The following is a 24,713-nucleotide window of genomic DNA, read 5'->3' as shown; positions in this document are numbered from 1 at the left end:
CCTACTCTTTTTCTATCCAATTTTGAAACCAGTCAATAAATGATTTGTTTTCCTTTTTATCAAAAGCATTTAGTATATAAATGACATTTTGCAGTTCATGCTCTAACCCATTTTCCCCATTTTGTAAAAGTACTTTTGGAAATTTCTCGTGTTTAAATCCCTCAATCAACAGTATATCTGGTTCAATAGATAAATCCTCATCTATTATCTGTTGTAGTGATTTATCTACTTTAGTAACTCTTTCTATTAATTGTTTACCTAATACAATGCTTTCCTCTGCACCACTTGATATGAATGATAAACTATCAACTTCTTTATGGTTCATTGAAATATCTTCTATACCATGGCCATGATGTTTGATAGTAGATACAGTCATTTTATTTTCATGACAAACTTTAATTAATTCATTTATTAAAGTTGTCTTACCACTATTTTTATATCCTACTACTTGTAATTGTTTCATAGATTTAATTCACTTTCATATGATAGATGATCGGTTAGTAATACTTTTACAGTATCACCTTTAGCATACCCTCTTGTTCCACTAGGTAAAATAATCATACCGTTACTATTTGCAATAGCGACAATTGCATTAGATTTATTGAAACCAGATGGCTCTACATATACACCTTCATTAGTGAAATGAGCCTTACCTCTTATAAATCTCGTAAACGGGTTAGCTTTCTTAAAATCTTCAGCAAGTATAGCATCAATAATAACCGGGTAAACTTCTTGAGCTGCCATCATTTTCTGGATAGTCGGCTTTGTAAACAATTGAAACCCTGAATAACATGCAGATGGATTACCAGACAAACCAAATAATATATTATGGTCTTTATAAGCTACTGTTGTTACGCTTCCCGGTCTCATTTGTACTTTGTTAAATAATACATTTGCACCGATAGCTTCATAAACTTTAGGTAAGTAATCAAAATCTCCTACAGATACACCACCAGTTGTAATCACAATATCATGCTCTGACATTGCTTTTTCAACTATATCTATACATCCTTTGAGATTATCTTCTTGTATTTGATATGTAGTTGCTTCAATGTTAATCCCTCTACATAATGATTCAATCATTGGACCGTTTGAATTTCTTATCTTTCCAGGTTCTAAAGGTTCATTTGGACCTACTAATTCACTTCCAGTTGCAATAATGGCAACTGTTGGTTTTTGATAAACTTTCACATTTTGATATCCAAATGTAGCTAAGACAGCAATGAATCCACTATTAATAAGTTTACCCTTGTTTAATACAATGTCATTTTCTTTACATTCTTCACCTTTAAATGCGATGTTTTCACCTTGTTTAAAAGACTTGCGTATCGTAAATCCTTTTTCATTTTCTGTCGTTTGCTCGAACATTACAACTGCGTCAGCACCATTTGGTATCGGTGCTCCAGTCATAATTCGAACTGCTTCGCCATTTTTTATTGTGACATCTGAAGCTGTTCCTGCTCCAATATGATCTATAACTTTAAATTGAATTCTATTATTACCATTAGCTCCTTGTGAATCTTTACTATTAATAGCAAAGCCGTCATAAGGTGATTTATCAAATCTAGGTATATCATACGTCGCTTTTACATCTTCAGCTAATATAGAATTTAAACTTTGTTCAATTGGTAACGTGCTTACTTCTTTATGTTTCACTATTTTTATAACACGTTCTATCGCTTCTTTAACAGGTATTGGTGTTCGCATTTCAACAGCCATTTATTAGCACTCCTTGTCATTTTTTCTTTGCTTACATGTTATAATATTTTTAAGAAAGGATGATTATAGTGTCTGATTTTACACATTTTAATGAGCATGGCCATGCAAAAATGGTTGATGTCTCTAATAAAGAAACAAGCACGCGTATTGCAATTGCAAACACTAGTATTAAAGTTAATCAAACAATTTATAACCAAATACAAAACGCAACAAATAAAAAGGGCGATGTACTCGGTACTGCACAAATTGCAGGTATTATGGCTGCTAAAAATACGAGCCAACTTATACCGATGTGCCATCCACTCCAATTAACCGGCATTGATATTTCATTTGACTGGGATAATGATAAGACATACACATTAAACATCTCTGCTACTGTTAAGACCAAAGGCCAAACAGGTGTAGAAATGGAAGCATTAACTGCTACTAGTGTTACTGCTTTAACAATTTATGATATGTGTAAAGCTGTTGATAAAGGTATGATAATCGGCGAAACATATCTATCACATAAATCTGGTGGCGTTAATGGCGACTTCAACCGACAATAATTACTTATTAAGCTCATGTACTAAATGATTGATTTCTTTAGTGATGAGCTTTTCCATTGCCAACTTGACAGCACCTGTTGATCCTGGGATGGATATAATGACTTGTCTTCCTTTAGTTCCAGCAATTGCTCTCGAAAGCAATGCTCTAGATCCTACATCTTCTGTATAACTTAAGTATCTAAATATTTCTCCAAAACCTTCAATTTCTTTATCTAATAATGGTTTAACCGCTTCTATCGTTACATCTCTTTGACTTATACCAGTTCCACCAGTAGTTATGATGACATCAACATCTGTATTCAACCACTTATTAATTTGATTTTGAATTTGTATGATATCATCTTTAACAATTTTATAATGATCGTTATGAACCTCAACGTTTAAATTTTTCAAATGTTGCTGAACAAGCTGGCCACCTTTATCAGTCTCTTTCGTTCTCGTATCACTCACAGTCAAAATAGCTACATTTATATTTCCGTCTATTCTATCAATGACACTCATCCCAACATCTCCTAACCAAACATATTCTCTACAAATTGTCTTCCTTCTTCTACTGAATCAATATCATGAATTAATAATCTCCCATTATTAAAAGCGACTACTCTATGATCATCATATAAATATTGAATCATATATGCATTTGATCTATGCAATAATCCATTCTTTGCTATAAATTTCTCAATTGCTGGACGGTTTAGCTTTTCATTAATATATTGAACCGTATGACGTCCACATAATTCAGTAATTTGTTGTTCTGATGCAGAAAGTTTAGAATATGTCGGATGATCACCACAAGTTTCACAATCATTCCGTCTCATTTGATCAAAACCAAATGTTTGATGCTCTCCATACCATACGTCTCCGTATGTGATTTTAGGTGTAAATTCAAATCCTGATAATATTTTTAAACCATCTGCGACTTGTAAGCTCGTAGCCATCGTTACAGCAGGATTTATTACGCCCACTGTGTCGCATGTTCTATTGATAACAGGTAATTGAGGGAGTACACAATCAAAGCAAGGTGTAACGCCTGGTATAAATGTAGCTTGAACATATGTTGATTCTAAACATGCACCGTATATCCAAGGTATGTTCATTTTATAAGCAAAGTCATTGATTATCAGTCTAGTATTAAAATTATCTGTTGCATCGATAATGATGTCAGAATATCTCGCTACTTCTTGTAATAACTTTGCATCACATTGAGCGATATAAGTTTTTATTTGAATGTCTTCACGTATCTTTTTTAAATGTCTTTCTGCAGCAACAACTTTAGGTAACATTTCTTTAATATCTTTTTCGACAAATAAAGTTTGTCTTTGTAAATTAGATGATTCTACATAATCTCGATCGATAATGTTTAATCTATTTACGCCTGATCTTGCAAATTGTTCCGCAACATGTGTGCCTAAAGCACCCATTCCTACTATAGTGACATTACTCTTTTCTATTTTTTCTTGTCCTTGTTCTCCAATTTTATCGAATAAAATTTGACGAGAATAACGTTCGTTCATTTTTATCAACCTTTCACGAATCTCTTTAACTCTATTATAGAATGAAAGCACTTTATCCTCAATTAATAGAGAACCTACTCTTACTTAAAAGAGCAGGTTATACTATTATAATATCCTTTTTTCTATTTTTGTCATATACATCATTGAGATAAGTGCAATTATTCCAGTTAAAGCTAACAAGAAAAATGCTAAATGATTTGAACCCATAAAGCTTGTAACGAACGAAATGATTAAAGGCGGGAAGAATCCACCAAGCCCTCCCATCATAGATACGACACCATTAACAACGCCTGCTTCTTTATTGAAATATGTAGGTACAAGTTTGAAAATCAAACCATTTCCAATACCGGCACAAATACTGATAGTTAAACATCCAATCGTAAATAGTAAAATATTATGTGCTATCGAAAGTATTAAAGCTCCTGAGATCATTCCAATGAAGAAAATTTTAAGAACATTTAAAGCGTTAAATTTATCGCCTAACATTCCCCCTATTGGTCTTAATAAAGTTGCTATAGCTATGAATACACCTGTTCTAATACCTGCGTCTACTTTATCTATTTCAAAATGATCAACTAAAAAGTTTGGTAAAAATAATCCAAATGCTACAAACGAACCAAAAGTGATAAAGTACCAGAAACTAAAGTAATGAAGCTTATAATTATTTATAACTTGTTTAGTTTGTGACACCATTGGTATTTTAACTTTAGGTTCATCTTTATCACCAAAAATAAACATTAACACTGCAAATAGAGCCATAATGATTAAATATAATTGCACAGTATGTTGCCAACCTATCGTACCAGCAATAGGTGGTGCTAAAAATGAAGAAACAGCTGTTCCTAAATTCCCCATTCCATATATACCATTCGCAAAACCATGTTTTTCTTTAGGATAATATTTAGGAATAGAAGTTACACCAACTGAAAATACTGCTCCACCAAGACCGATGAAGAAACCAGCCACCATTAAACCAGCTGTTGATTGCGCTTGACTCAAATAAAATACTGGAAATAATAAAATAACAAAACTGATTAAAAAGACTAGTCTAGAACCTAATAAATTTGTATAGTATCCAATTGGTATTCTCAAAAAGGAACCTAATATAACTGGTATCGCTAAAATAATTGCTTTTTGTCCTTCTTGCACATTAATGTCTTGCGTAATGTAAGGCATTAATGTGCTAATATACTCCAAACCATAAAACCTGCCATTAAACTCAAAGTTTGAAGCGGTAACTGAACTTTGCCTATGTTGTTTCTCATCTCTTTTCACCCTTTTTTTCATTTGAACTTTATTAACGTTCATTTCATGCTAATTGTAGGCTATTTGTGAAAAGATGCACATAAGGATATACCCTTAGAAAAATAAGTAAAATCCCTATATTACAAATGAGGTAAATTTCGTAATTTAAGCAAGGTTAAATTCATAACTTCTTTTGAGTTTATATTATATGGCCTGCGTGCTTATCTGCAATTTTGTCTAGATTTGTTAATTATAAAACTACATAATTTATTAATAAAAAAAGCCAGACGACTATGACGATATTAAATCGTTAGTTGTCTGGCTTATTCAATACTTTTTAAAAGTCTAATAATTTTTTCTTCATAGCATATTCAACGAGTTCAGGACGAGATTTTAAATCTAGTTTGTCCATAATGCGTGCTTTGTGTGCTTCTATCGTTTTGACTGAAACAAATAGTTTTTCAGCAATTTCTTTATTTCCAAATCCTTTTGCAATTAAAGGAAGGATCTCTAATTCTCTTTGAGATAATATTTTAAATGGATCAGAATGATGCACGCCATCTTGTTTAGGATTAACTAATTCATTTACTAATGAACTTGTAACTTTTGAATCTATATACATGTTTCCTCTATGAATTGTTCTGACTGCATTTATTAATTCTTCATCTGGCGCATTTTTTAATATATAGCCTTTTGCACCACTTCTTAGAACATGGAATAAATATTCTTCATCATCAAACATCGTTAATATTAATATTTTTGTATTTTTAAAATCATCCGAAATCTTTCCTGTCGCTATTAGACCTGATTCTCCTGGAGGCATGCTCAAATCCATTATTAGGACGTCTGGTTCATGTTTTGCCACCATTTGATATGCTTCTATCCCGTCAGCAGCTGTAGCTACTACTTCCATATCTTCTTGATAATTTAATATCATTGAAAAACCAGTTCTCACTACTGCATGATCGTCTGCAATTACGAGTTTCATGTTTCTTCCCCCACTGTTATCCTATTGGCACATTTAATTTTACATTCGTGCCTTTTCCCAGTTTACTTTCGATATTAATTTTACCACCAACAATTTCAGCACGTTCTTTCATGCCATAAATACCAAGTCCTGAACCTTTTGGCTCACTACCCAATACAAAGCCATTGCCTTGATCTGCAATTTCAACTTCAATCATTTGACCATCACATGTCATATGGACATCCACACTATCTACATTAGCATATTTTAATGAATTAAATACGGCTTCTTGCACAATTCTATAAACGACAGTCTCTATTTCTGGATTAAAGCGTTTAATTGATGAATCATAATGATAAAGAACCGAAAATCCAAAATTTTTCACAAGCTGTTTAAAGTATGATTTAAATGCTGCATTTAAGCCTAAATCATCTAGAGACGATGGTCTTAATTCTAATGATAAATTTCGAATGTCATCAATCAATCTAGACATTAAACTTTCAATTTGTTGTGACTGTAACTTTAATTGGTCAATGTCATCTTGATACTTGAGTAATCTTAATTCAACACTAACATTTAATAATTCTTGGACAACTCCATCGTGTAATTCTCTTGAAATACGTTTACGTTCATTTTCTTGTGCTGAAATTGTTTTTTGCATCATTGTTTGTTGATGAAGTTTTTGTTGTCTCTCAATTTGTGGTGACACATTTTGTAAAGTATAAACTTTAACATCATCTTCTTGGCTAATTGTTTGGTAAGTTGCTGTAAATGGTTCAACTGTGCCGCTATTTGTTTGCATAAATACTTGGAAACTCGTGTTACCAATTTTTGAAGATTCTAAAAAACAATCTTTACATGATTGAAGCGCATACTCATTAGAATAACCTTCACAACGACTACATATCGCATGCGCTAACGATGGTTGATTATCTTTTGAGATCACTCTTCTAGCAGCTTGATTCATATTTATAATTTGGCCATTACTATTTAAAAACACGATCATCTCGCTCGTTTTCTCGTAGTACTGTTTTAATATATTCGTCAAGATGGATGAATCTTGTGAACTCATGAATTAATCATATCCTTTCCATAAAATGGTCCAAAACGTGTGAACTGGTCAATATCAATTTCAGGTAATGGTTTGTTGTCTCGTTGCCCAGATAAGAGGACACCACAAACTCTATTGTGTTTCCATAAAGGCATGGCTATAAGTGCTGTGAGTTGTTCACTTTGAATTATTGGATAGTTGAACAATTGATCGTTATATGGACTTTCTTCTATATTATTAATAATGATTGGTTTCCCACTTTTCATTACTATTCCCGCTATGCCTCTGCCCGTTCTTAATTCGATGTTTTTATATCTATGATTCAGATTTCCAGACACATATTGCCACTTTATGTGACATAGCGCAGACTGTTCTGAAGACATGGCTAATCCTACAAAATCAAAATCATACGTATTACGAATTTGATTAAGTTGTTCCTGAAAATTAAAATCATTAGACATATTATCACACCTCAATCCATTTTAAGTATATTTTAATTCGTTTTATGTTTTCTGTAAATAATATAGCTTCTACCAAAGTAATTTATAGGCACACTCCAAACATGTACCAATCTAGTGAATGGCCAAATACTTGTAATTAATAAACCTAAAATAATATGCGCTTTAAATGTCAACGGTACATTTGTCATTAATGAAGCATCAGGATTAAAAATTAATAATCCTCTAAACCATACTGATATCGTTTGTCTGTAATCAAATTCAGGCGTTGTTGCATTTGTCCATAGTGTTGCAACACAGCCCATCACTACGATTACTAACAATAATATATTTACAATAATATCTGATGCTGAGCTTAACCTTCTTACATTATCTTTTGTTATTCTTCTAGAAGTTAACAAAAACATTCCAATTAAAGTCGCAATTCCGAATAAACTTCCGATATATACTGCACCAATATGATACATATGGTCACTTACACCAATAGCATTTAACCATTCAGCAGGTATACCCAATCCAACAATATGACCACAAATTACAGGAATGATACCTAGATGAAACAGAATACTTCCCCACATTAAATGTTTTTTCTCTATAAATTCACTTGATTTTGCTGTCCAAGAAAATTGATCATATTTAAACCTAAAGATATGACCTACAATAAATATCGCAACACATAAATAAGGAAATATAACCCATATAAATTGATTAATCACAATTCGTCACCTTCTCTTGTTCTACCAGACATGATTTTAAAGTTTCTCGTAATGCTTTTATAAGGTGGAAATATGGACTATTTTGTTCTCCTAATGCTTTTAATAATTCAAAAGTACCATCCTCTATTACCATCACTACAAGTGTTAAACTTTCTTGTGCTCTACTGTCACCTCTCCATTCTGCAGCATATAAAAACTCCAGCATAAGAGGTAAAAAGTCTGACAGTTCACTTTTAGGCATTTCTAAACCAAACATTTCATACAAAACTTTCAATCTTGCTAACATTTGACCTCTTTCTTTTTGTTCAGTTAATTTATTATATGTCATATATAAAGTTGTCTTCTTTTCAAAATCAAAAGTTCTTGTATACACTTCTTGAATATCATCTAACGATATATCGTGCATGTTTGTCCAATATTGTTGAACTTCTTCATATCCTGGATGTTGTTCATTAAATGCTTTTTTAAATGCTTTAGGATGGAAATCTAATTTTTCTGGATAAGTTAATTGATTACTGAAGAATCCAAAGCTTTCTTTTAATTGATATAAGGCATTTAAATTAATCACGGAAAATCCCTCCATAGAAGTTTTCGTTATAAATCTCTTGTCCAGATTTATTTTCTGGTAAGCTCTGAACACCACAACCATCACAATTAGAACCGAACATTTCGTCTCCATACCCTTGACTTCCTTGCGCTCTATACGTATCCATGTATCCCTCTTTATGAGAAGTCGGAACTACGAAACGGTCTTCATGTTTCGCAATAGCAAGCAATCGATACATATCATTCGTTTGTCTTTCTGATAGGCCAACACGACTTAATCTAGAAGTATCGAATTCTTTACCACTTGATTTAGCTCTCATATAGCTACGCATCATTGCCATTTTTTGCAATGCATTTTTAACTGTTTTCGTATCTCCAGCAGTTAACATATTAGCTAAATACTGAACTGGCAATCTCATTTCTTCAATTGCAGGGAAGATCATATCTGGATTTCTAATAGAATCTTTACCTTCAAAGTAATTCATAATAGGACTTAATGGTGGGCAATACCAAACCATTGGCAACGTTCTATATTCTGGATGTAAAGGAAACGCTAATTTATATTCAATAGCTAATTTATATACTGGTGAATTTTGAGCCGCTTCAATCCAATCTTGAGATATGCCATCTTTTTCAGCTTGTTGTATAATATCTTCATCATATGGATCTAAAAATAAATCAAGTTGGTTTTGATATAAATCTTGTTCATTCTCAGCTGAAGCCGCTTCTTGAACTTTATCTGCATCATAAAGTAGCACACCTAAATAACGCATACGTCCAGTACAAGTTTCAGAACATACAGTTGGTAAGCCAGCTTCAACTCTAGGGAAACAGAATGTACATTTTTCAGCTTTATTTGTCTTCCAATTAAAATACACTTTTTTATATGGACAGCCTGTCATACAATGTCTCCAACCTCGACATGCATCTTGGTCTACCAATACAATTCCATCTTCATCTCTTTTATACATTGCGCCTGAAGGACATGATGCAACACAACTCGGATTTAAACAGTGTTCACATAATCTAGGTAAATACATCATAAAAGTTTGATCAAAATTAAATTTAATTTCTTCTTCTATTTTTTGAATGTTAGGATCAGTAGGGCCAGTTACATGTCCACCTGCTAAATCATCTTCCCAGTTAGGACCCCATTTAATATCTAATTTTTTACCTGAAATAACTGATTCTGCTTTTGCAACTGGTGAAAGTTTACTTTCTTTAGCTGTTGTTAAATGATTATAATTGTATGTCCAAGGTTCGTAATAATCTTTCATTTCTGGCATATCTGGGTTATAAAATATTTTACCAAGTGCCATTTTAGACAATTTGCTACCTGATTTTAATTCTAATTTCCCTTTTTTATTAAGCGTCCAACCGCCTTTATATGTTTCTTGGTCTTCCCATCTTTTTGGATAACCTATTCCCGGTTTCGTTTCAACATTATTAAACCAAATATATTCAGCACCAGGTCTGTTCGTCCATGTACTTTTACACGTTACACTACATGTATGACACCCTATACATTTATCTAAATTCATAACCATAGCTACTTGAGCTTTAATCTTCAAGCCAATCTACCTCCTTCATTTTTCTAACTGCAACATATACATCTCTTTGGTTACCGATAGGACCATAGTAATTAAAACCGTAACTAATTTGAGCGTAACCACCGACTAATTGCGTTGGTTTTAAATGTATGCGGGTTGGTGCATTATGTGATCCACCACGAGTATCAGTTATTTCTGAACCTGGTGTTTCAATATGTTTGTCTTGTGCATGATACATAAACATTGTTCCTCTAGGCATTCTATGTGATACAACTGCTCTTGCTGTTACAACACCATTTCTGTTATATACTTCAAGCCAATCATTATCATTAATGTCATTTGCTATTGCGTCTTCTTTAGAAATCCAAACTGTTGGACCACCTCTAAATAATGTCAACATATGCAAGTTATCTTGATAAGTTGAATGTATATTCCACTTCCCGTGAGGTGTTAAGTATCTTAATACAAGTGTATCCACGCCACCTTTTATTTGTTTGTCTTTCGTTCCGAATACCATTGGCGGTAATGTCGGTTTATAAACTGGTAAGTTCTCACCAAACTGTAAAAATACTTCGTGATCAATATAGTAACTTTGTCTACCAGTTAATGTTCTAAATGGTACATATCGTTCAATATTAGTTGTAAAAGGAGAATATCTTCTGCCTAGTTTATTAGACCCCGGAAAGACTGCTGTTGGTATAACTTCTCTTGGTTGAGCCGTAATATTTTGGAATGTGATTTTTTCAGAAGCTCGTTCTGCTGAAATATCTTTTAAAGGCATACCAGTTTGTTCTTCCAAGTCATCATATGATTTTTGCGATACTTTACCATTCGAAGCTGATGAAACGTTTAATATAACATCTGCTACTTTTCTTGCTGTATCCATTCTTGGTAAACCATTCTTAACTGTGTCATCTTCCCACGTATCTAACATAATTTTTAATTCATCATATTGTTCTTTAACTGAAAAGCTTACGCCATGAGCATCTATTTTTCCTTTTTCTAATAATGGTCCCACTGAAACGTACTTATCATAAATTGCTGTATAGTCTCTTTCTACTACTGCAAATCCTGGCATCGTTTTGCCTGGTATCGGTTCTATTTCACCTTTTGACCAGTCTTTTACAATACCGTATGGCGTTGAAATCTCTTGTTTAGAATCGTGTGCTAAAGGTGTTGTAACAACATCTTTAAATGTGCCTTTCATATGCGTCTTAGATAATTCTGAAACGGATTTAGACAATGTTTTAAAGATATCCCAATCCGTCTTAGATTCCCATAATGGATCTACTGCTGGATTAAATGGATGAATAAATGGATGCATATCTGTTGATGAGATATCATGCTTTTCATACCATGTTGCAGCAGGTAAAACGATATCTGCATATAAAGGTGTAGACGTCATTCTGAAGTCTATAGCGACTAATAAGTCTAACTTACCGTTTGTTTCTTCTCTCCAAATAATTTCTTCTGGCTTTTCTGTTTCATTAGGATTTGCTAACAAACCTGATTTAGCTCCTAATAAATGTTTCATAAAATATTCTTGTCCCTTAGCAGAACTTGAAATTAAATTTGAGCGCCAAACGAATAATGTCTTAGGATGATTTTGTTTAGCATCTGGATCTTCTATAGCAAACTTAGTCTTTTTATTTTTCACTGAATCTACAGCATTTTTAATGATTGTTTCGTTTGAATCATCTCCTGATTCTTTTGCTTCTTCACCAAACAATAAACTATTACAATCAAATTGTGGATATGAAGGCAACCACCCTAATCTTGCAGCCAATACATTGTAATCAGCAGGATGTTGATGTTTGAGTTCGTTAGATAAAGGTGATTGTAATTTATCTACACCTGATTCTTCATATTTCCATTGATCAGTAGCAAAATAGAACCAGCTGGTTGCATTCTGTAATCTAGGAGGACCTTGCCAGTCTTTTGCAAAAGCAATCGTTGACCAACCTTCAATAGGTCTACATTTTTCTTGGCCAACATAGTGTGCCCATCCGCCGCCGTTTACTCCTTGACATCCGCATAACATCACAAGATTTAAAATCGAACGGTATATTGTATCAGAGTTAAACCAATGATTTATTCCAGCACCCATAATAATCATCGAGCGTCCATTAGTATCAATTGCATTTTGAGCAAATTCTCTAGCAACTTGTGTAACAACTGATGATTTAACTCCTGTTATTTTTTCTTGCCATTTAGGAGAATACATTGAATTTTCATCTTCATAACTTGACGCTTCAAGTGGATGATCAAATCTTTTGATACCATATTGACTTGTCATTAAATCATATATAGTCGCTATATAAATTTTTTCTCCATGTTGATTTTCAATTTCTTTAGCTAAAATAGGTCTTTCAAAAATACCATTTCCTGAGTTATCAAAATATGGGAATTGTACAGTCATAATTTTTGAATTATAATCTTTTAACGTTAGAGCTGGATCAATAAATGTGCCATCTTCATTTTCTAAATTTAGATTCCACTTAGCACCTTCTTCATAACGTTGACCCATAGTTCCATTAGGTATCACAAGTTTCTCTGTATTTGCATCATAAACAACAGGTTTCCATTCAGCATGTTCTGTTTCCATACCAATATCACTTGATCTTAAAAATCTACCTGCTTTATAACCATCACCATGTTTTTCTAATTGAATAACAAATGGCATATCTGTATATTGTTTAGAATAATTTATAAACATTTCTTCTTTATTATCTTCGTAATATTCTTGAAGTATTACGTGTGTCATAGCTTGAGCCAATGCTGCATCAGTACCAGGATTTGGTGCTAACCAATTATCAGCAAATTTCACATTTTCCGCATAATCTGGTGCTACTGAAACAACTTTCGTACCTTTATAACGTACTTCAGTCATAAAATGCGCATCAGGTGTTCTTGTTAAAGGAACATTTGAACCCCACATAATAATATATCCAGCGTTATACCAATCACTTGATTCAGGTACATCTGTCTGTTCACCCCAAATTTGTGGAGAGGCTGGAGGTAAATCTGCATACCAATCATAAAAGCTCAACATTTCTCCACCCAATAAAGAGATAAAACGTGCACCAGAGGCATAGCTAATCATAGACATTGCAGGTATAGGTGTAAATCCAGCAATTCTATCTGGCCCAAACTTTTTAATAGTATATATAAGTTGTGCAGCAATAAGTTGTGTGACATCTCTCCAATTAACTCTTACGTGTCCACCTTTACCTCTAGCACTTTTATACATTTCAGCTTTAGTTTCATCTTCTACAATAGATGACCAAGCAACGACAGGATCACCATATTCACTTAAAGCAGCTTTCCATAATTTCCATAGTTTTCCCCTAACATAAGGAAATTTCACACGTAATGGACTATATTCATACCATGAAAAAGAAGCACCACGAGGACATCCCCTAGGTTCGAACTCTGGCATATCAGGTCCACAAGATGGATAATCAATCTGTTGGTTTTCCCAAGTTATAACACCATTTTTCACAAAAACTTTCCATGAACACGAACCCGTACAGTTAACACCATGAGTAGTTCTGACCACTTTGTCATGACTCCAACGTTCCCTATACATCTTTTCCCATTCTCTACTTTTCTCTTCTAAAATCGACCAGTTACCATTAAATTTCTCTGTTGGCTTAAAGAATTTCAAACCTAACTTAGACATAGATAGTACCTCCTAATATTTGCCCTTTATAAACTACTTAAATTGTAATTTTTTTCACAAACTTTTTATATTAGGGGATTACCTATACATTGTTACGAAATCCCTATTGTGTTAGTTATGACATTTTGTAAAGTATGTAAAAGTAATCTATATGATAGAAGAGTTATTTTTCTTAAGAGGTGTTGTTAGGGACATAATTCTGAGTAATGTCCCTAAGAGGTAGTGTTAGGGACACAATTACGAGTATTGTCCCTAAGAGGTATTGTTAAGGACATAATTACGAGTATTGTCCGTAAGAGGTGCTGTCGCTAAGGAGCACTATTCAGAATTCTGCCAGTTAGATCTTTCTAAGGAGCACTATTCGGAATTCTGCCAGTTAGAACTTTCTAAGGAGCATTATTCAGAATTTTGCCAGTTAGCTCAGTCTAAGGAGCACTATTCGGAATTTTGCTAGTTAGAACTTCCTAAGGAGCACTATTCAGAATTTTGCCAGTTAGCGCAGTCTTAGGAGCACTATTCGAAATTCTGCCAGTTAGAACTTTCTAAGGAGCACTATTCAGAATTTTGCCAGTTAGCGCAGTCTTAGGAACACTATTTATATTCAAAAATAAAAACCCCCAACCCGAAATATCGTTTCGGATTGGGGGATTTGCTTTATTAGATATATACTGATCTATACTATTTTATTTCAATTACTTCATCTGCTAGAGTTTGAACTTCTTTTTTTGAATGAGACACAAGTATAATTGGAATTTGCCATGTTTTAAATATATATTTTATAAGTTCCATACCTTCTTCTTTAGTTTCATCGTCTAAACTTGAAAATGGCTCGTCTAATAAAAGTAAGTTTGGCTTTACGCTGAGCACTCTACATAATGCAACTCTTTGTGATTCTCCACCTGACAACGTTGATGGATATTGGTTTAAGCAATTTGCTATACGTAAATGATTGATTAACTGCTCTGTTTCTTTATTTGGCGACTTCATATAATGTATATTTTCTTGTACGGTCATATGGGGAAATAGTTGATAATCTTGAAATAAATATCCAATTTTTCTATCTTGAACTTTTATAAGATGTTGTTGGAAACTTAATTTTTCTTTTTGAATTTCAATATTATATTCTTCCGCTTCTTCTAAACCAGCAATAATGTTTAATAACGTAGATTTACCTATACCTGATTTCCCTACTATGGCATAAATTTTAGGTTCTGTAGATTGGATATTTAATGTGATTGTTCTATTTTTAATTAGCTTTTTTATAAAAATTTTAATCATAAATACCTACTCCCACTTATGACTCTTTTGATTTAATAAATTGAGTGAACTGATTACGCATACCGCAAATGCTATGAGTACAATAACCCATAACCAAGCTTTATGTTCTTCACCAGCTTGTACTAAGAAATATATTTCTAAAGGAAGTGTGTTGGTTAATCCTGGTATGTAACCTGCCACCATAAGTGTTGCACCAAATTCTCCTAATCCTCTAGCAAAGCTCATTACAATTCCTGAGAAGATAGACCGTTTTGATAAAGGTAAGATAATTGTTCTAAATATTTTACCTTCACTCGCTCCCATTGTTCTTGCTGAGTTGAGCATTTTCGGATTAATTGATTGAAAGCCATTTATAACATGTTGATACATTAAAGGTAAACTTACGATCACTGCTGCAATTACTGCACCAACCCATGTAAAAATGACATTAATCTGAAACACATCATCTAAAAACTGTCCAAAAATCTTATTTTTAGAAAATACAATTAATAAAACAAATCCCATAACAGTTGGAGGTAAGACAATTGGTAGCATAATTACACTTTCAATAATTGGTTTTAATTTACCTTTATAGTTGAACATCAATTTAGCCAGAATTATACCTAAGATACATACGATGATTGTACTTATTAATGTTACTTTTATCGATATCCATAATGGCGTTAAATCTGGCATAGTCTTATCCCCTAACCTTCAAAGTGATATGCTTTAAATATTTCTTTTGCTTCTTTAGATTTTAAAAATTCAAACCATGCTTTTGCTTCTTTCTTATCTGTAACAAGTCCTGCTCTATATATAATTGGTTCATCTAATGGTGCATCTGCTAACTTAACTACATTATCTACTTTTTTATCTTTTCCTTTATACATATCAGTAGCATATACAAATCCAGCTTCAGCATTTTCTTTTTGGACGTAATTCAATACTTGTTTTACATCTTTTGCAAATACAAAAGTACTTGTCATACCTTCATATAAATCTTCTTTTTTCATATAATCTATCGCATAACGACCTGCTGGTACACTTTTCGCTTCTCCGATAGCTACTTTATCTGGTGAGCTAACGTCTCTTAATTCTTTAACAGTAGAATTCTTATATTTTATGATAATGAGTTTGTTTTTAGCATAATCATAAACCTTAGAAACTTTATTTTCATCTTGTAGTTTATCAATATCTGAAGTATTGGCAGACATCATAACGTCTACATCTGCTCCAGCTTCTACTTGTTTACGTAAACTACCTGAACCACCATAGTTAAATTTGATATTTGTATTAGGATGTTTTTTGTAAAATTCTTTTTCCAGTGCTTTCGTTACATCAGTTAAACTTGCTGCAGCTGACACAGTTAATGTCTTACTTTCAGATTCCTTTTTAACTTTATCTTGATTAGACTCTGTGTTACAGCCAGCTAATACTAATAATAAAGCTATTACTAACATTAATAATCTTTTCATTATTTTGTTCCTCTCTATAGTAAAGAATGTATAAGCTTAATTTACACCTTTCAATATGTTTATGAAACCCTTGTGTATATTTTTTCACAAATACTCCTTAAAATCTATCTTAATTTTTATAAATAGGCATTTCTCATTGATCTTTAAGGACACTCCCTTACTTTGTTATTATATAAAAATTTGCTAAAAGTTCTTTTTCTTTAACTATCAACCATTTATAAGTAATATTAACTTATCGAGAAATATATAAATGGGGAATATATATGAAAAATAATATGACTTATAATCAACCAATTTTAAAATTTAAAAACAATAAATTTATAGATACAACAGATTGTTACGTAAGTGAATTCCCTCTCACAATCATGATTAATGGCGAAGAGTTTGCTACTATTATTTGTTCACCAAATAATTTAAGAGAACTCGTTATTGGATTTATTGCATCAGAAGGTGTCATCATAAAAAAAGATGAAATTAAACAGATCTTAATAGATGATTCTAAAGGCTTTGCCCACGTAGAACTAACTAAAGAAATCAATCCTGATAATAAAAAGTATACACAACGAATGATTTCCTCTTGTTGTGGTAAAAGTAGAGCGTTTTATTTTAATAACGATGCCGTAACTGCTAAAGTATCTCAATCAAACTTAACCATTAGTCCTGAACAAGTTATAAACATGATGGATAAGCTACATACAGAAAGCAAGATATTCAAAGAAACCGGTGGATTGCACAATGCAGCTATAAGTGATGGACATTATTTTTATGAACACCGTTCTGATATCGGTAGACATAATGCCCTTGATAAGTTATTCGGTTATTGTATAGAACATGATATTCCTATACGAAATAAAGTACTTATATTTAGTGGTCGTATTTCCTCGGAAATATTAATTAAAGCAGCAAAAATTGGTGTAGGTATTATTTTATCAAAATCAGCTCCTACTAGTTTAGCAATTAACTTAGCAGAGGACTTAAATATAACAGCAGTAGGTTTTATTAGAGATGATAGCTTTAATGTTTATAGTCATTCAGAGAGAATCAATACAGATAATCAAGATTGAAAAAGCTTAATATAAGCATATTTTAATCTGTCATCTACTCCCAATATAAAGATTAGAGGCTCGGACAATTCATGTGTCCCAGCCTCTAGTCTTTATTCATATTCTTTAAGCGCTTCATATTGATAACCACTATATATATAACCTTGTTTGACGTACATATCTTTAGCAGTATCTTCACCATCCGCCACTAATATAATTGGCTTTTCTTTAGCAAAGTCTGCAACAAAAGCTTGCATCTTTGTACCTATACCTAACTTTCTATAGGATTCTCTTACAGCAAAGCTATCTAACTCTACATAAGTTTCATGATTCCAAATAAGTAATGTACCAGCTGGTTTACCTTTATAATATGCTAATACTTGAACAGGATTATCTTTATTTAATTGTTCTTTACTGACTTCAATTTTTAAATTTGCATAATCTGTACCGTATTTTTTATCATACTCATAAGAAAGATTTAAAAAATCAACAAGATTATCTTCATTAGTTGTTACAACATCAATATCATTATGATTTTTACTTATAAATTGCTTATCAGTATTAATATATAATTCGATCCAACTATATTCATAACCTGTTTCTTTTAAATACGCTCCTAAAGAATCATCTATCTTATGATTTTCAGGGAAGACAAATTTTAGAAACGGTTGTTCATGTTGATCATGTAATTTTTTTAACATCTGTTCATCTTTTTTGAATGTTTCCAAATCAGGCATGAGTTTGTATACTATTTTATTTGAATCATATTGAATATGCTTATCTAAAGTATGATATTGGATATATCGATCTGTTTCATTCAATACATCTCCATCTGTTACTATATCTATAAATGAAACCATGTTATTTCACCTCGTTAATTATTTCTTAACCTTTTAATTTCCGGTATGTTCTTTAAACTAAATAATAACATAGTTGCTAGTATTGCTTTAACAATATCTCCAGGAAGAAATGTAGCTGCTAATATGTATCTTTTTGAAATTGATATGTTCATAAATTCACCCATGAAAAATCCACCAATTAAGTTTAGTAATATTACCCCGATAATAATATTAACTGTTAATGCATATGTAAATGTTAACTTCTTCCACTTAAAATCTATAAATAAGCCAATTAAAAATGCAACAACTGGGTAACCAAATAAATATCCGGCAGATGGTCCGAAGAATACACCTAAACCACCTCTTCCACCAGATAACAATGGTAGACCTGTAGCAACAAGTAATAAGAATATAACAACACTTGTTGTACCTCTTTTATATCCAAGTAAACAACCTGCCAAAATAATACCAATATTTTGTAATACAATAGGAACTGGCATAAATGGTAGTGGTATTGGTGGTATAAATGCCAATACTGAAATAAATGCTGTAAACATTGCTATCATAACGATATCTTTAGTCTTCAATTTCTTCACTCCTAATATTAGATATCGATATTATACCACATTGTTAACTTCATTTAAATATAGGTTAACGATTAGTTGTAAAATGTTGAGACTGCTCCATACAATGCTGAATCATTACCTTTAGATGTTGTTTCAATAATTGCATGACCATAATTTTCAGGAAGATAATCGTCTATAAACGGTTCAATTAATCCAATTAGTCTTTCTTCTTGTTTAGATATTCCCCCACCAATTAAAATTAGTTCAGGATCAAACATGATTTGAATTTGAGCAATACCTTCCGCAACGTGATTCGCCCATTCTTTTAATATTTTCATAGCTTTTTCATCATTTGCGTGTGCTTTATTAAATAATTTTTCAACAGTAATAACTTCCTTATATTGTTCTTGAATGGAAGTTTTCAATGCTGTAGTTGATCCTCTATCTTCATATGTCTTACCCGTATTTTTATCATATAATAAATACCCGATCTCACATGCTCTATATTGTTTACCTTCTAATAATTTATCCTCGTAATACGCTCCACCAATTCCTGTACCTATCGTTAATAAAAATATAGATTTGACATCAGTATTGTAATCAATTAACTCACCTAATAATGCACTGGAAACATCATTGTTAATCTCAACATTTCCAGCGATATCTGTTAATGCTTTTTTAAAATTAGTACCATTATAGTACGGAATTGTCGGGCCAGCATATGTGATTTCCCCTTTTTTTGAATCTACAACACCAGCAGTAGATATACCAACATCAGGATTATTTAAGTTGAACTCTTGTTTATAAGTTTCGATAATTCTTATAACCTCTTTAACAATGCCTCTATCTTTATTATTTGGGGTCTTTACTTTTTGATAGCTATATAAATTTTGTTCTGAATCAATAACTCCAGCTTTTATAAAAGTGCCTCCAATATCTATTGCAATTTTCATAGTATCCTCCTATTTTGACAAATGTTGTGTCATCAACTCTTTCGCCAATTTAACATCTTTATTTGAGATGGCGTCTACAATTTGTTTATGTGTTTCACTCGTTTTGATATAGTCTATATCTTGCCCTTCTTCTTCAATATGATAGAAATACGATTGTATAACTGAGCTCAGTTGTTCAAATAATATATTGCCTGTTGAATGCAAGATAGATTGATGGAATGCTTTATCGTTTTCATAATGATTTTTTACTTCTTCTTTAACGATAGCTTTCATCTGACTTATATCTTTATCTAATTTAACAATCTCTTCGATAGCAGCACATTCAAATATAATTCTTAAGGAAAGTAAATCTTGTTTTGAACCATTAGCGACTTGAAAGCTAAACAAGAAACCTTCTACTAAACTCGAAACATCTGGTGCTTTAATTAAAGTTCCCCTTCCTTGTACTGTTTCTGTTACACCTGTATGTTCAAGATAACTCAAAGCTTCTCTCACAACTGATCGACTTACGCCATACATTTCTGTAAATGCCCTTTCTGTTGGCAATCGATCTCCTTCAGTTAAACCTTTATCTAAAATATATTGCTTAATTTCTTGTAAGACTTGAGATTTTAAACTTTGAACTTCTATTTTATTTAATTTACTCATCATTTTTGCTCCAATTCTTCTATCCATTCAATAACTCGAGACAGATGCCTATTAATAATTGCATGTGCTAAAGATAAATCTCTTGATTCTATCGCTTGTATAATTTCACCATGCTCTTTATAAGACTTTTCAATATCCTCTTTATCAACAATTTGATTAAACTGATTTTTATCGAAGTACTCTTTAATTACTTTACTCATCGTAATTAAAGTCTGGTTGTCAGTAAATAAAATAATCGTTTCATGAAAGGCAGAATCATATTGAGCTAATTTTTGAGATTGCTCAAGTGCATTATAGTAAATTTCGTTTATATTTCTTAGTTTCGTTGCATCGATTGGAATTTTATTCTCGATAATTAATCGTATCGCACCTAACTCTAATATTTTACGGACTTCTAACAATTCTTTTATTTTGAAGCCATGTACTTTCATATGAGATTCAAACAACATAGATAAATGGTTGTTTTTATCAGTAATGAACATTCCACTTCCTGACTTAACTTGTATAAGCCCACTTTGTTGCAATCGACTAATTGCTTCTCTCACTACAGTTCTACTAACACCAAGTTGCTCGATTAGCATTTTCTCTGAAGGCAGTTTATCTCCATTTTTAAATTGATGTTCAGTTATATATTCTTTTAAATTTTCAACTGCTACATCAACTAACGATGTTCTTTTCATCATGATTTACTACCTCCTCTTTAATAATTTATTTTATCATAATTAACTCTACAAATAATAAAAACGATTGACATACGTAATTATATTCGCTTACAATATGATTATAAATTGGTCTGACAATATTATCAATATATAAATAAAAAGGAGTTTTTTAAATGAAAGGATTATATTCTGCTTTACTAGTACCGTTTGATGAAGAGGGAAATATTTTAGAATCTGGTTTAAGACAAATCATCCGTCAAAATATTGAAGAACAAAAAATTGATGGATTATACGTTAATGGTAGTTCTGGAGAGAATTTCTTAATGAATACTACTCAAAAAAAGAAAGTCTTTGAAATCGTTAAAGATGAAGTTGGCAATGAAATAACACTTATTGCTCAAGTTGGTGCAATAGATTTAAATGAATCAATTGAGTTAGGTAAATATGCAACTGAACTTGGTTATGATGCTTTATCTGCAGTGACACCGTTCTATTATCCATTTAGCTTTGAAGAAATTAAATACTATTACAATGCAATAATTGAAGCTACTGGAAACGATATGATTATTTATTCAATACCTGCTTTAACAGGTGTTAACTTATCCATTCAACAATTTGAAGAGTTATTCGAAAATGAAAAAGTTATTGGAATCAAATACACTGCAGCTGATTTCTTCTTATTAGAAAGAATTAGAAAAGCTTTCCCTGATAAACTGATACTTTCTGGATTTGATGAAATGCTTATCCAAGCAGCTGTTTCAGGTGTTGATGGTGCAATTGGATCTACATACAATATTAACGGTCAACGCGCGAGACAAATTTTTAATTTGGCAAAAGAAGGCAAAATCCAAGAAGCATACAAAATTCAACATGAAACAAACGACATTATAGAACAAGTACTTGCATTAGGTATCTATCCAACATTAAAAGCTGTTCTTTCAACTAAAGGAATTGAAGCTGGAGCTGTTAAACGTCCATTAGCACCTCTAGATGATGCTTCATTAGAAAAAGTTAAAGAACTCGTTTCAAAATACAACTTATAATTTATTGATGAACAAAGGGGATGTCATACTATGAATGAAGTAGGTTTTGGTACTGGAAACTGGATAGCATTAATCATTTATTTATTAGCAACATTATTAGTCGGCGTATACTTCACAAAGAGAGCCGGACAAGATACAGAATCATTCTTTAAAGCAAAAGGAAGGATCCCTGCTTGGGCTGTAGGTTTCTCAATATATGCCACTACTTTAAGTGCTATAACATATATGGGAACACCTGAAAGAGCATTCAATACGGATTGGTCTTACGCAGCTGGGAACATAGCTATTATCGCTATCATACCTTTACTTATATATTTCTATATTCCATTTTTCAGAAAGCTTGATGTTACAACAGCTTATGAATATTTAGAAGCAAGATTTGGTATAGTATTACGTGTCATTGGATCATTAGCATTTACTTTATTTCACATTGGTCGTGTTGCAATCGTTATTTATTTGCCAACACTAGCCATTACATCTGTTTCAGATATTAACCCATATTTAATCGCTGCATTAGTAGGGTTATTATGTATGGTCTATACATTTTTGGGTGGTATCGAAGGGGTTATCTGGAGCGATGTTATACAAGGTATTATTTTAATTGGTGGTGCAGTTGCTGTTATCTTCCTTGGTGCATTTCAAATCGATGGAAACTTTGCAACTGTAGCTCAAGAAGCGATGCAAGACAAAAAATTAATTTCTGTAGACAACTGGAAATTCGGAACAGCAGCGGCTGCAATTCCAATTATATTCATTGGTTCTATATTTAATAACTTACATCAATATACTGCCAGTCAAGATATCGTTCAACGTTATCAAACAACAGGTTCAGTATCATCAACAAATAAATCATTATGGACAAATGGGATATTAGCATTTATAACAATTCCTATTTTCTATGGAATGGGAACAGTATTGTATTCCTTCTATAATAATGTATCAACATTACCAGAAGGATTTAACACATCAGCAATCGTACCATATTTCATACTTACACAAATCCCTCCATTTGTTGGTGGATTATTAATAGCAGCAATATTTGCAGCAGCACAATCAACAATTTCATCAAGTTTGAATTCAATTTCAGCGTGTGTCATTGTCGATTTAAAGCAACGTTTTTCTAAAAATAATAACTCTGAACATGATGTATTATTTGCAAGAATCGTTATTATCATTGCAGGTATTTTTGGTACAATAGCTTCATTATATTTAATCAATCAAGAAACAAATGAAACATGGGACTTATTCTTGCTTGTAACAGGATTATTCGGTGTACCGATAGCCGGTGTGTTTGCAGTAGGTATCTTTACTAAAAGAGCAAATTCGTATGGCGTTATTATCGGCTTAATCGTAGCAGCAATCGTATCTTACTTTATCGGTAAAACAGAAATCACACCATTTACAGTATCAGTTATTGGTTTCTTCATAGCATTTATCGTAGGATATTTAGCAAGCTTACCATTCTCAAAACACAATAAGAATATCGTAGGTTTAACAATCTATACAATAAACGATCAGTATGTAAAAGATACTAAATAATTTTTTATTAATAAATAGTACAAAACAGAGAAAATCCTAGGATTTTCTCTGTTTTGTTATTTTCTAATATTGGGAGTAAGCTGAATTGTGTTCCTTAGAAAGCCCTAACTGTCAGAATTCTGAATTGTGCTCCTTAGATTGTTCTTACTAGCAGAATTCTGAATTGTGCTCCTTAGATTGTTCTTACTGGCAGAATTCCGAATTGTGCTCCTTAGATTGTTCTTACTGGCAGAATTCCGAATTGTGCTCCTTAGAAAGTTCTTACTAGCAGAATTCTGGATTTTGCTCCTTAGAAAGTTCTTACTAGCAGAATTCTGAATTGTGCTTCTTAGAGTGTTCTTACTGGCAGAATTCTGAATTGTGCTCCTTAGAAAGTTCTTACTAGCAGAATTCTGGATTTTGCTCCTTAGAAAGTTCTTACTAGCAGAATTCTGGATTTTGCTCCTTAGACACTACCTCTTATGGACATTTCTCGGAATTATGTCCCTTACAGTACCTCTTACGGACATTTCTCAGAATTATGTCCCTAACACTACCCCTTACAGTCAAGTCCATAATTTTGTGTAATATCTTTAGATGTAATCAACCATTGGTTTTTCTATGGTATTAACAAAATATATATGCTTGGTTTTTAGCTGATATATTTTGTTAATCTCTACTAATTTTAAAAAAATTAGTAGTAATTCTAAGTA

At 32.3% G+C, this 24,713-nt stretch carries 23 protein-coding genes and 1 pseudogene; 4 read left to right on the top strand and 20 right to left on the bottom strand.

Going from position 1 to position 24,713, the window contains the following annotated elements; genetic code table 11:
* Nucleotide 1 precedes the first annotated feature (1 nt).
* On the bottom strand, nucleotides 2-463 hold the full coding sequence (gene mobB / locus CD129_RS02140) for a molybdopterin-guanine dinucleotide biosynthesis protein B (protein WP_078356980.1): 462 nt from the start codon (nucleotides 461-463) through the stop codon (nucleotides 2-4).
* Nucleotides 460-1,719 carry a molybdopterin molybdotransferase MoeA gene (locus CD129_RS02135; RefSeq protein ID WP_115337175.1) on the bottom strand — a complete coding sequence of 420 codons (1,260 nt, stop codon included), beginning with the start codon at nucleotides 1,717-1,719 and terminating at the stop codon, nucleotides 460-462. The genes mobB and CD129_RS02135 overlap by 4 nt, the downstream gene beginning before the upstream one ends.
* A gap of 68 nt (nucleotides 1,720-1,787) precedes the next feature.
* On the opposite strand from CD129_RS02135, the gene moaC reads away from it, so the two are divergent.
* On the top strand, nucleotides 1,788-2,267 hold the full coding sequence (gene moaC, locus CD129_RS02130) for a cyclic pyranopterin monophosphate synthase MoaC (RefSeq protein ID WP_115337174.1): 480 nt from the start codon (nucleotides 1,788-1,790) through the stop codon (nucleotides 2,265-2,267).
* On the opposite strand, the gene CD129_RS02125 is transcribed toward moaC, so the two are convergent.
* From CD129_RS02125 to modA, 13 genes and pseudogenes are all read right to left on the bottom strand, one after another.
* Nucleotides 2,268-2,768 carry a MogA/MoaB family molybdenum cofactor biosynthesis protein gene (locus CD129_RS02125; RefSeq protein WP_078356983.1) on the bottom strand — a complete coding sequence of 167 codons (501 nt, stop codon included), beginning with the start codon at nucleotides 2,766-2,768 and terminating at the stop codon, nucleotides 2,268-2,270.
* A gap of 11 nt (nucleotides 2,769-2,779) precedes the next feature.
* On the bottom strand, nucleotides 2,780-3,781 hold the full coding sequence (locus CD129_RS02120; protein ID WP_115337173.1) for a ThiF family adenylyltransferase: 1,002 nt from the start codon (nucleotides 3,779-3,781) through the stop codon (nucleotides 2,780-2,782).
* 105 nt (nucleotides 3,782-3,886) lie between these two features.
* Nucleotides 3,887-5,046, bottom strand: a pseudogene (locus tag CD129_RS02115) (nitrate/nitrite transporter).
* 317 nt (nucleotides 5,047-5,363) lie between these two features.
* On the bottom strand, nucleotides 5,364-6,014 hold the full coding sequence (gene nreC / locus CD129_RS02110; RefSeq protein WP_078356986.1) for a nitrate respiration regulation response regulator NreC: 651 nt from the start codon (nucleotides 6,012-6,014) through the stop codon (nucleotides 5,364-5,366).
* A 16-nt stretch (nucleotides 6,015-6,030) separates the two neighbouring features.
* The gene (locus tag CD129_RS02105) at nucleotides 6,031-7,065 is read right to left on the bottom strand and encodes a sensor histidine kinase (RefSeq protein WP_115337172.1); all 1,035 of its coding nucleotides are present in this window, start codon (nucleotides 7,063-7,065) and stop codon (nucleotides 6,031-6,033) included.
* A complete protein-coding gene (gene nreA, locus CD129_RS02100) occupies nucleotides 7,062-7,505 on the bottom strand; it encodes a nitrate respiration regulation accessory nitrate sensor NreA (protein ID WP_078356988.1) in 444 nt (147 codons plus the stop codon). The genes CD129_RS02105 and nreA overlap by 4 nt, the downstream gene beginning before the upstream one ends.
* Before the next feature lie 32 nt (nucleotides 7,506-7,537).
* Nucleotides 7,538-8,218 (bottom strand): respiratory nitrate reductase subunit gamma, encoded by a 681-nt coding sequence (narI, locus tag CD129_RS02095; RefSeq protein WP_115337171.1) that lies wholly within the window; start codon nucleotides 8,216-8,218, stop codon nucleotides 7,538-7,540.
* Nucleotides 8,211-8,786, bottom strand: a complete 576-nt coding sequence (gene narJ / locus CD129_RS02090; protein WP_115337170.1) for a nitrate reductase molybdenum cofactor assembly chaperone — start codon at nucleotides 8,784-8,786, stop codon at nucleotides 8,211-8,213. The genes narI and narJ overlap by 8 nt, the downstream gene beginning before the upstream one ends.
* Nucleotides 8,779-10,335 (bottom strand): nitrate reductase subunit beta, encoded by a 1,557-nt coding sequence (gene narH, locus CD129_RS02085; protein ID WP_115337169.1) that lies wholly within the window; start codon nucleotides 10,333-10,335, stop codon nucleotides 8,779-8,781. Before narH ends, narJ begins: the two co-directional genes overlap by 8 nt.
* Nucleotides 10,325-13,996 (bottom strand): nitrate reductase subunit alpha, encoded by a 3,672-nt coding sequence (locus CD129_RS02080; RefSeq protein WP_115337168.1) that lies wholly within the window; start codon nucleotides 13,994-13,996, stop codon nucleotides 10,325-10,327. The genes narH and CD129_RS02080 overlap by 11 nt, the downstream gene beginning before the upstream one ends.
* A gap of 678 nt (nucleotides 13,997-14,674) precedes the next feature.
* Nucleotides 14,675-15,274, bottom strand: coding sequence for an ATP-binding cassette domain-containing protein (locus tag CD129_RS02075; RefSeq protein WP_107509235.1), 600 nt, complete (start codon nucleotides 15,272-15,274; stop codon nucleotides 14,675-14,677).
* A 6-nt stretch (nucleotides 15,275-15,280) separates the two neighbouring features.
* Entirely contained in the window at nucleotides 15,281-15,949 is a 669-nt protein-coding gene (gene modB / locus CD129_RS02070; protein WP_107509234.1) for a molybdate ABC transporter permease subunit, read from the bottom strand.
* 11 nt (nucleotides 15,950-15,960) lie between these two features.
* Nucleotides 15,961-16,728 (bottom strand): molybdate ABC transporter substrate-binding protein, encoded by a 768-nt coding sequence (modA, locus tag CD129_RS02065; RefSeq protein ID WP_078356995.1) that lies wholly within the window; start codon nucleotides 16,726-16,728, stop codon nucleotides 15,961-15,963.
* A 263-nt stretch (nucleotides 16,729-16,991) separates the two neighbouring features.
* Here modA and fdhD point away from each other — a divergent pair, with 263 nt between their 5' ends.
* A complete protein-coding gene (fdhD, locus tag CD129_RS02060) occupies nucleotides 16,992-17,792 on the top strand; it encodes a formate dehydrogenase accessory sulfurtransferase FdhD (protein WP_107510153.1) in 801 nt (266 codons plus the stop codon).
* A 92-nt stretch (nucleotides 17,793-17,884) separates the two neighbouring features.
* On the opposite strand, the gene CD129_RS02055 is transcribed toward fdhD, so the two are convergent.
* The 5 genes from CD129_RS02055 to CD129_RS02035 form a co-directional block, all read right to left on the bottom strand.
* On the bottom strand, nucleotides 17,885-18,631 hold the full coding sequence (locus tag CD129_RS02055; protein WP_078356997.1) for a GNAT family N-acetyltransferase: 747 nt from the start codon (nucleotides 18,629-18,631) through the stop codon (nucleotides 17,885-17,887).
* 14 nt (nucleotides 18,632-18,645) lie between these two features.
* On the bottom strand, nucleotides 18,646-19,197 hold the full coding sequence (locus tag CD129_RS02050) for a biotin transporter BioY (protein ID WP_115337167.1): 552 nt from the start codon (nucleotides 19,195-19,197) through the stop codon (nucleotides 18,646-18,648).
* A 71-nt stretch (nucleotides 19,198-19,268) separates the two neighbouring features.
* On the bottom strand, nucleotides 19,269-20,129 hold the full coding sequence (locus tag CD129_RS02045) for an ROK family protein (protein WP_115337166.1): 861 nt from the start codon (nucleotides 20,127-20,129) through the stop codon (nucleotides 19,269-19,271).
* 9 nt (nucleotides 20,130-20,138) lie between these two features.
* Nucleotides 20,139-20,777 carry a FadR/GntR family transcriptional regulator gene (locus CD129_RS02040; RefSeq protein WP_078357000.1) on the bottom strand — a complete coding sequence of 213 codons (639 nt, stop codon included), beginning with the start codon at nucleotides 20,775-20,777 and terminating at the stop codon, nucleotides 20,139-20,141.
* Nucleotides 20,777-21,460, bottom strand: a complete 684-nt coding sequence (locus CD129_RS02035) for a FadR/GntR family transcriptional regulator (protein ID WP_115337165.1) — start codon at nucleotides 21,458-21,460, stop codon at nucleotides 20,777-20,779. The genes CD129_RS02040 and CD129_RS02035 overlap by 1 nt, the downstream gene beginning before the upstream one ends.
* 152 nt (nucleotides 21,461-21,612) lie before the next feature.
* Here CD129_RS02035 and CD129_RS02030 point away from each other — a divergent pair, with 152 nt between their 5' ends.
* Both CD129_RS02030 and CD129_RS02025 read left to right on the top strand, forming a co-directional pair.
* Nucleotides 21,613-22,482, top strand: a complete 870-nt coding sequence (locus CD129_RS02030; RefSeq protein ID WP_078357002.1) for an N-acetylneuraminate lyase — start codon at nucleotides 21,613-21,615, stop codon at nucleotides 22,480-22,482.
* Nucleotides 22,483-22,512: 30 nt separating this feature from the next.
* Nucleotides 22,513-24,021 (top strand): sodium:solute symporter family protein, encoded by a 1,509-nt coding sequence (locus CD129_RS02025; protein WP_078357003.1) that lies wholly within the window; start codon nucleotides 22,513-22,515, stop codon nucleotides 24,019-24,021.
* The last annotated feature ends 692 nt before the right edge of the window (nucleotides 24,022-24,713 follow it).

The organism is Mammaliicoccus fleurettii (genome assembly GCF_003970575.1).
Lineage (GTDB): Bacteria > Bacillota > Bacilli > Staphylococcales > Staphylococcaceae > Mammaliicoccus > Mammaliicoccus fleurettii.
Note: the sequence above shows the minus strand (reverse complement) of the source record. Positions and strands in the feature narration are given on the sequence as shown.

Coding starts and splice junctions, on each gene's coding strand:
- CD129_RS02040 (WP_078357000.1), bottom strand. CDS start 20,777: ATGAGTAAATTAAATAAAATAGAAGTTCAAAGTTTAAAATCTCAAGTC.
- modB (WP_107509234.1), bottom strand. CDS start 15,949: ATGCCAGATTTAACGCCATTATGGATATCGATAAAAGTAACATTAATA.
- CD129_RS02125 (WP_078356983.1), bottom strand. CDS start 2,768: ATGAGTGTCATTGATAGAATAGACGGAAATATAAATGTAGCTATTTTG.
- mobB (WP_078356980.1), bottom strand. CDS start 463: ATGAAACAATTACAAGTAGTAGGATATAAAAATAGTGGTAAGACAACT.
- CD129_RS02075 (WP_107509235.1), bottom strand. CDS start 15,274: ATGATTAAAATTTTTATAAAAAAGCTAATTAAAAATAGAACAATCACA.
- CD129_RS02025 (WP_078357003.1), top strand. CDS start 22,513: ATGAATGAAGTAGGTTTTGGTACTGGAAACTGGATAGCATTAATCATT.
- CD129_RS02080 (WP_115337168.1), bottom strand. CDS start 13,996: ATGTCTAAGTTAGGTTTGAAATTCTTTAAGCCAACAGAGAAATTTAAT.
- CD129_RS02035 (WP_115337165.1), bottom strand. CDS start 21,460: ATGATGAAAAGAACATCGTTAGTTGATGTAGCAGTTGAAAATTTAAAA.
- CD129_RS02105 (WP_115337172.1), bottom strand. CDS start 7,065: ATGAGTTCACAAGATTCATCCATCTTGACGAATATATTAAAACAGTAC.
- fdhD (WP_107510153.1), top strand. CDS start 16,992: ATGAAAAATAATATGACTTATAATCAACCAATTTTAAAATTTAAAAAC.
- nreA (WP_078356988.1), bottom strand. CDS start 7,505: ATGTCTAATGATTTTAATTTTCAGGAACAACTTAATCAAATTCGTAAT.
- nreC (WP_078356986.1), bottom strand. CDS start 6,014: ATGAAACTCGTAATTGCAGACGATCATGCAGTAGTGAGAACTGGTTTT.
- CD129_RS02030 (WP_078357002.1), top strand. CDS start 21,613: ATGAAAGGATTATATTCTGCTTTACTAGTACCGTTTGATGAAGAGGGA.
- CD129_RS02120 (WP_115337173.1), bottom strand. CDS start 3,781: ATGAACGAACGTTATTCTCGTCAAATTTTATTCGATAAAATTGGAGAA.
- modA (WP_078356995.1), bottom strand. CDS start 16,728: ATGAAAAGATTATTAATGTTAGTAATAGCTTTATTATTAGTATTAGCT.
- CD129_RS02135 (WP_115337175.1), bottom strand. CDS start 1,719: ATGGCTGTTGAAATGCGAACACCAATACCTGTTAAAGAAGCGATAGAA.
- CD129_RS02045 (WP_115337166.1), bottom strand. CDS start 20,129: ATGAAAATTGCAATAGATATTGGAGGCACTTTTATAAAAGCTGGAGTT.
- CD129_RS02055 (WP_078356997.1), bottom strand. CDS start 18,631: ATGGTTTCATTTATAGATATAGTAACAGATGGAGATGTATTGAATGAA.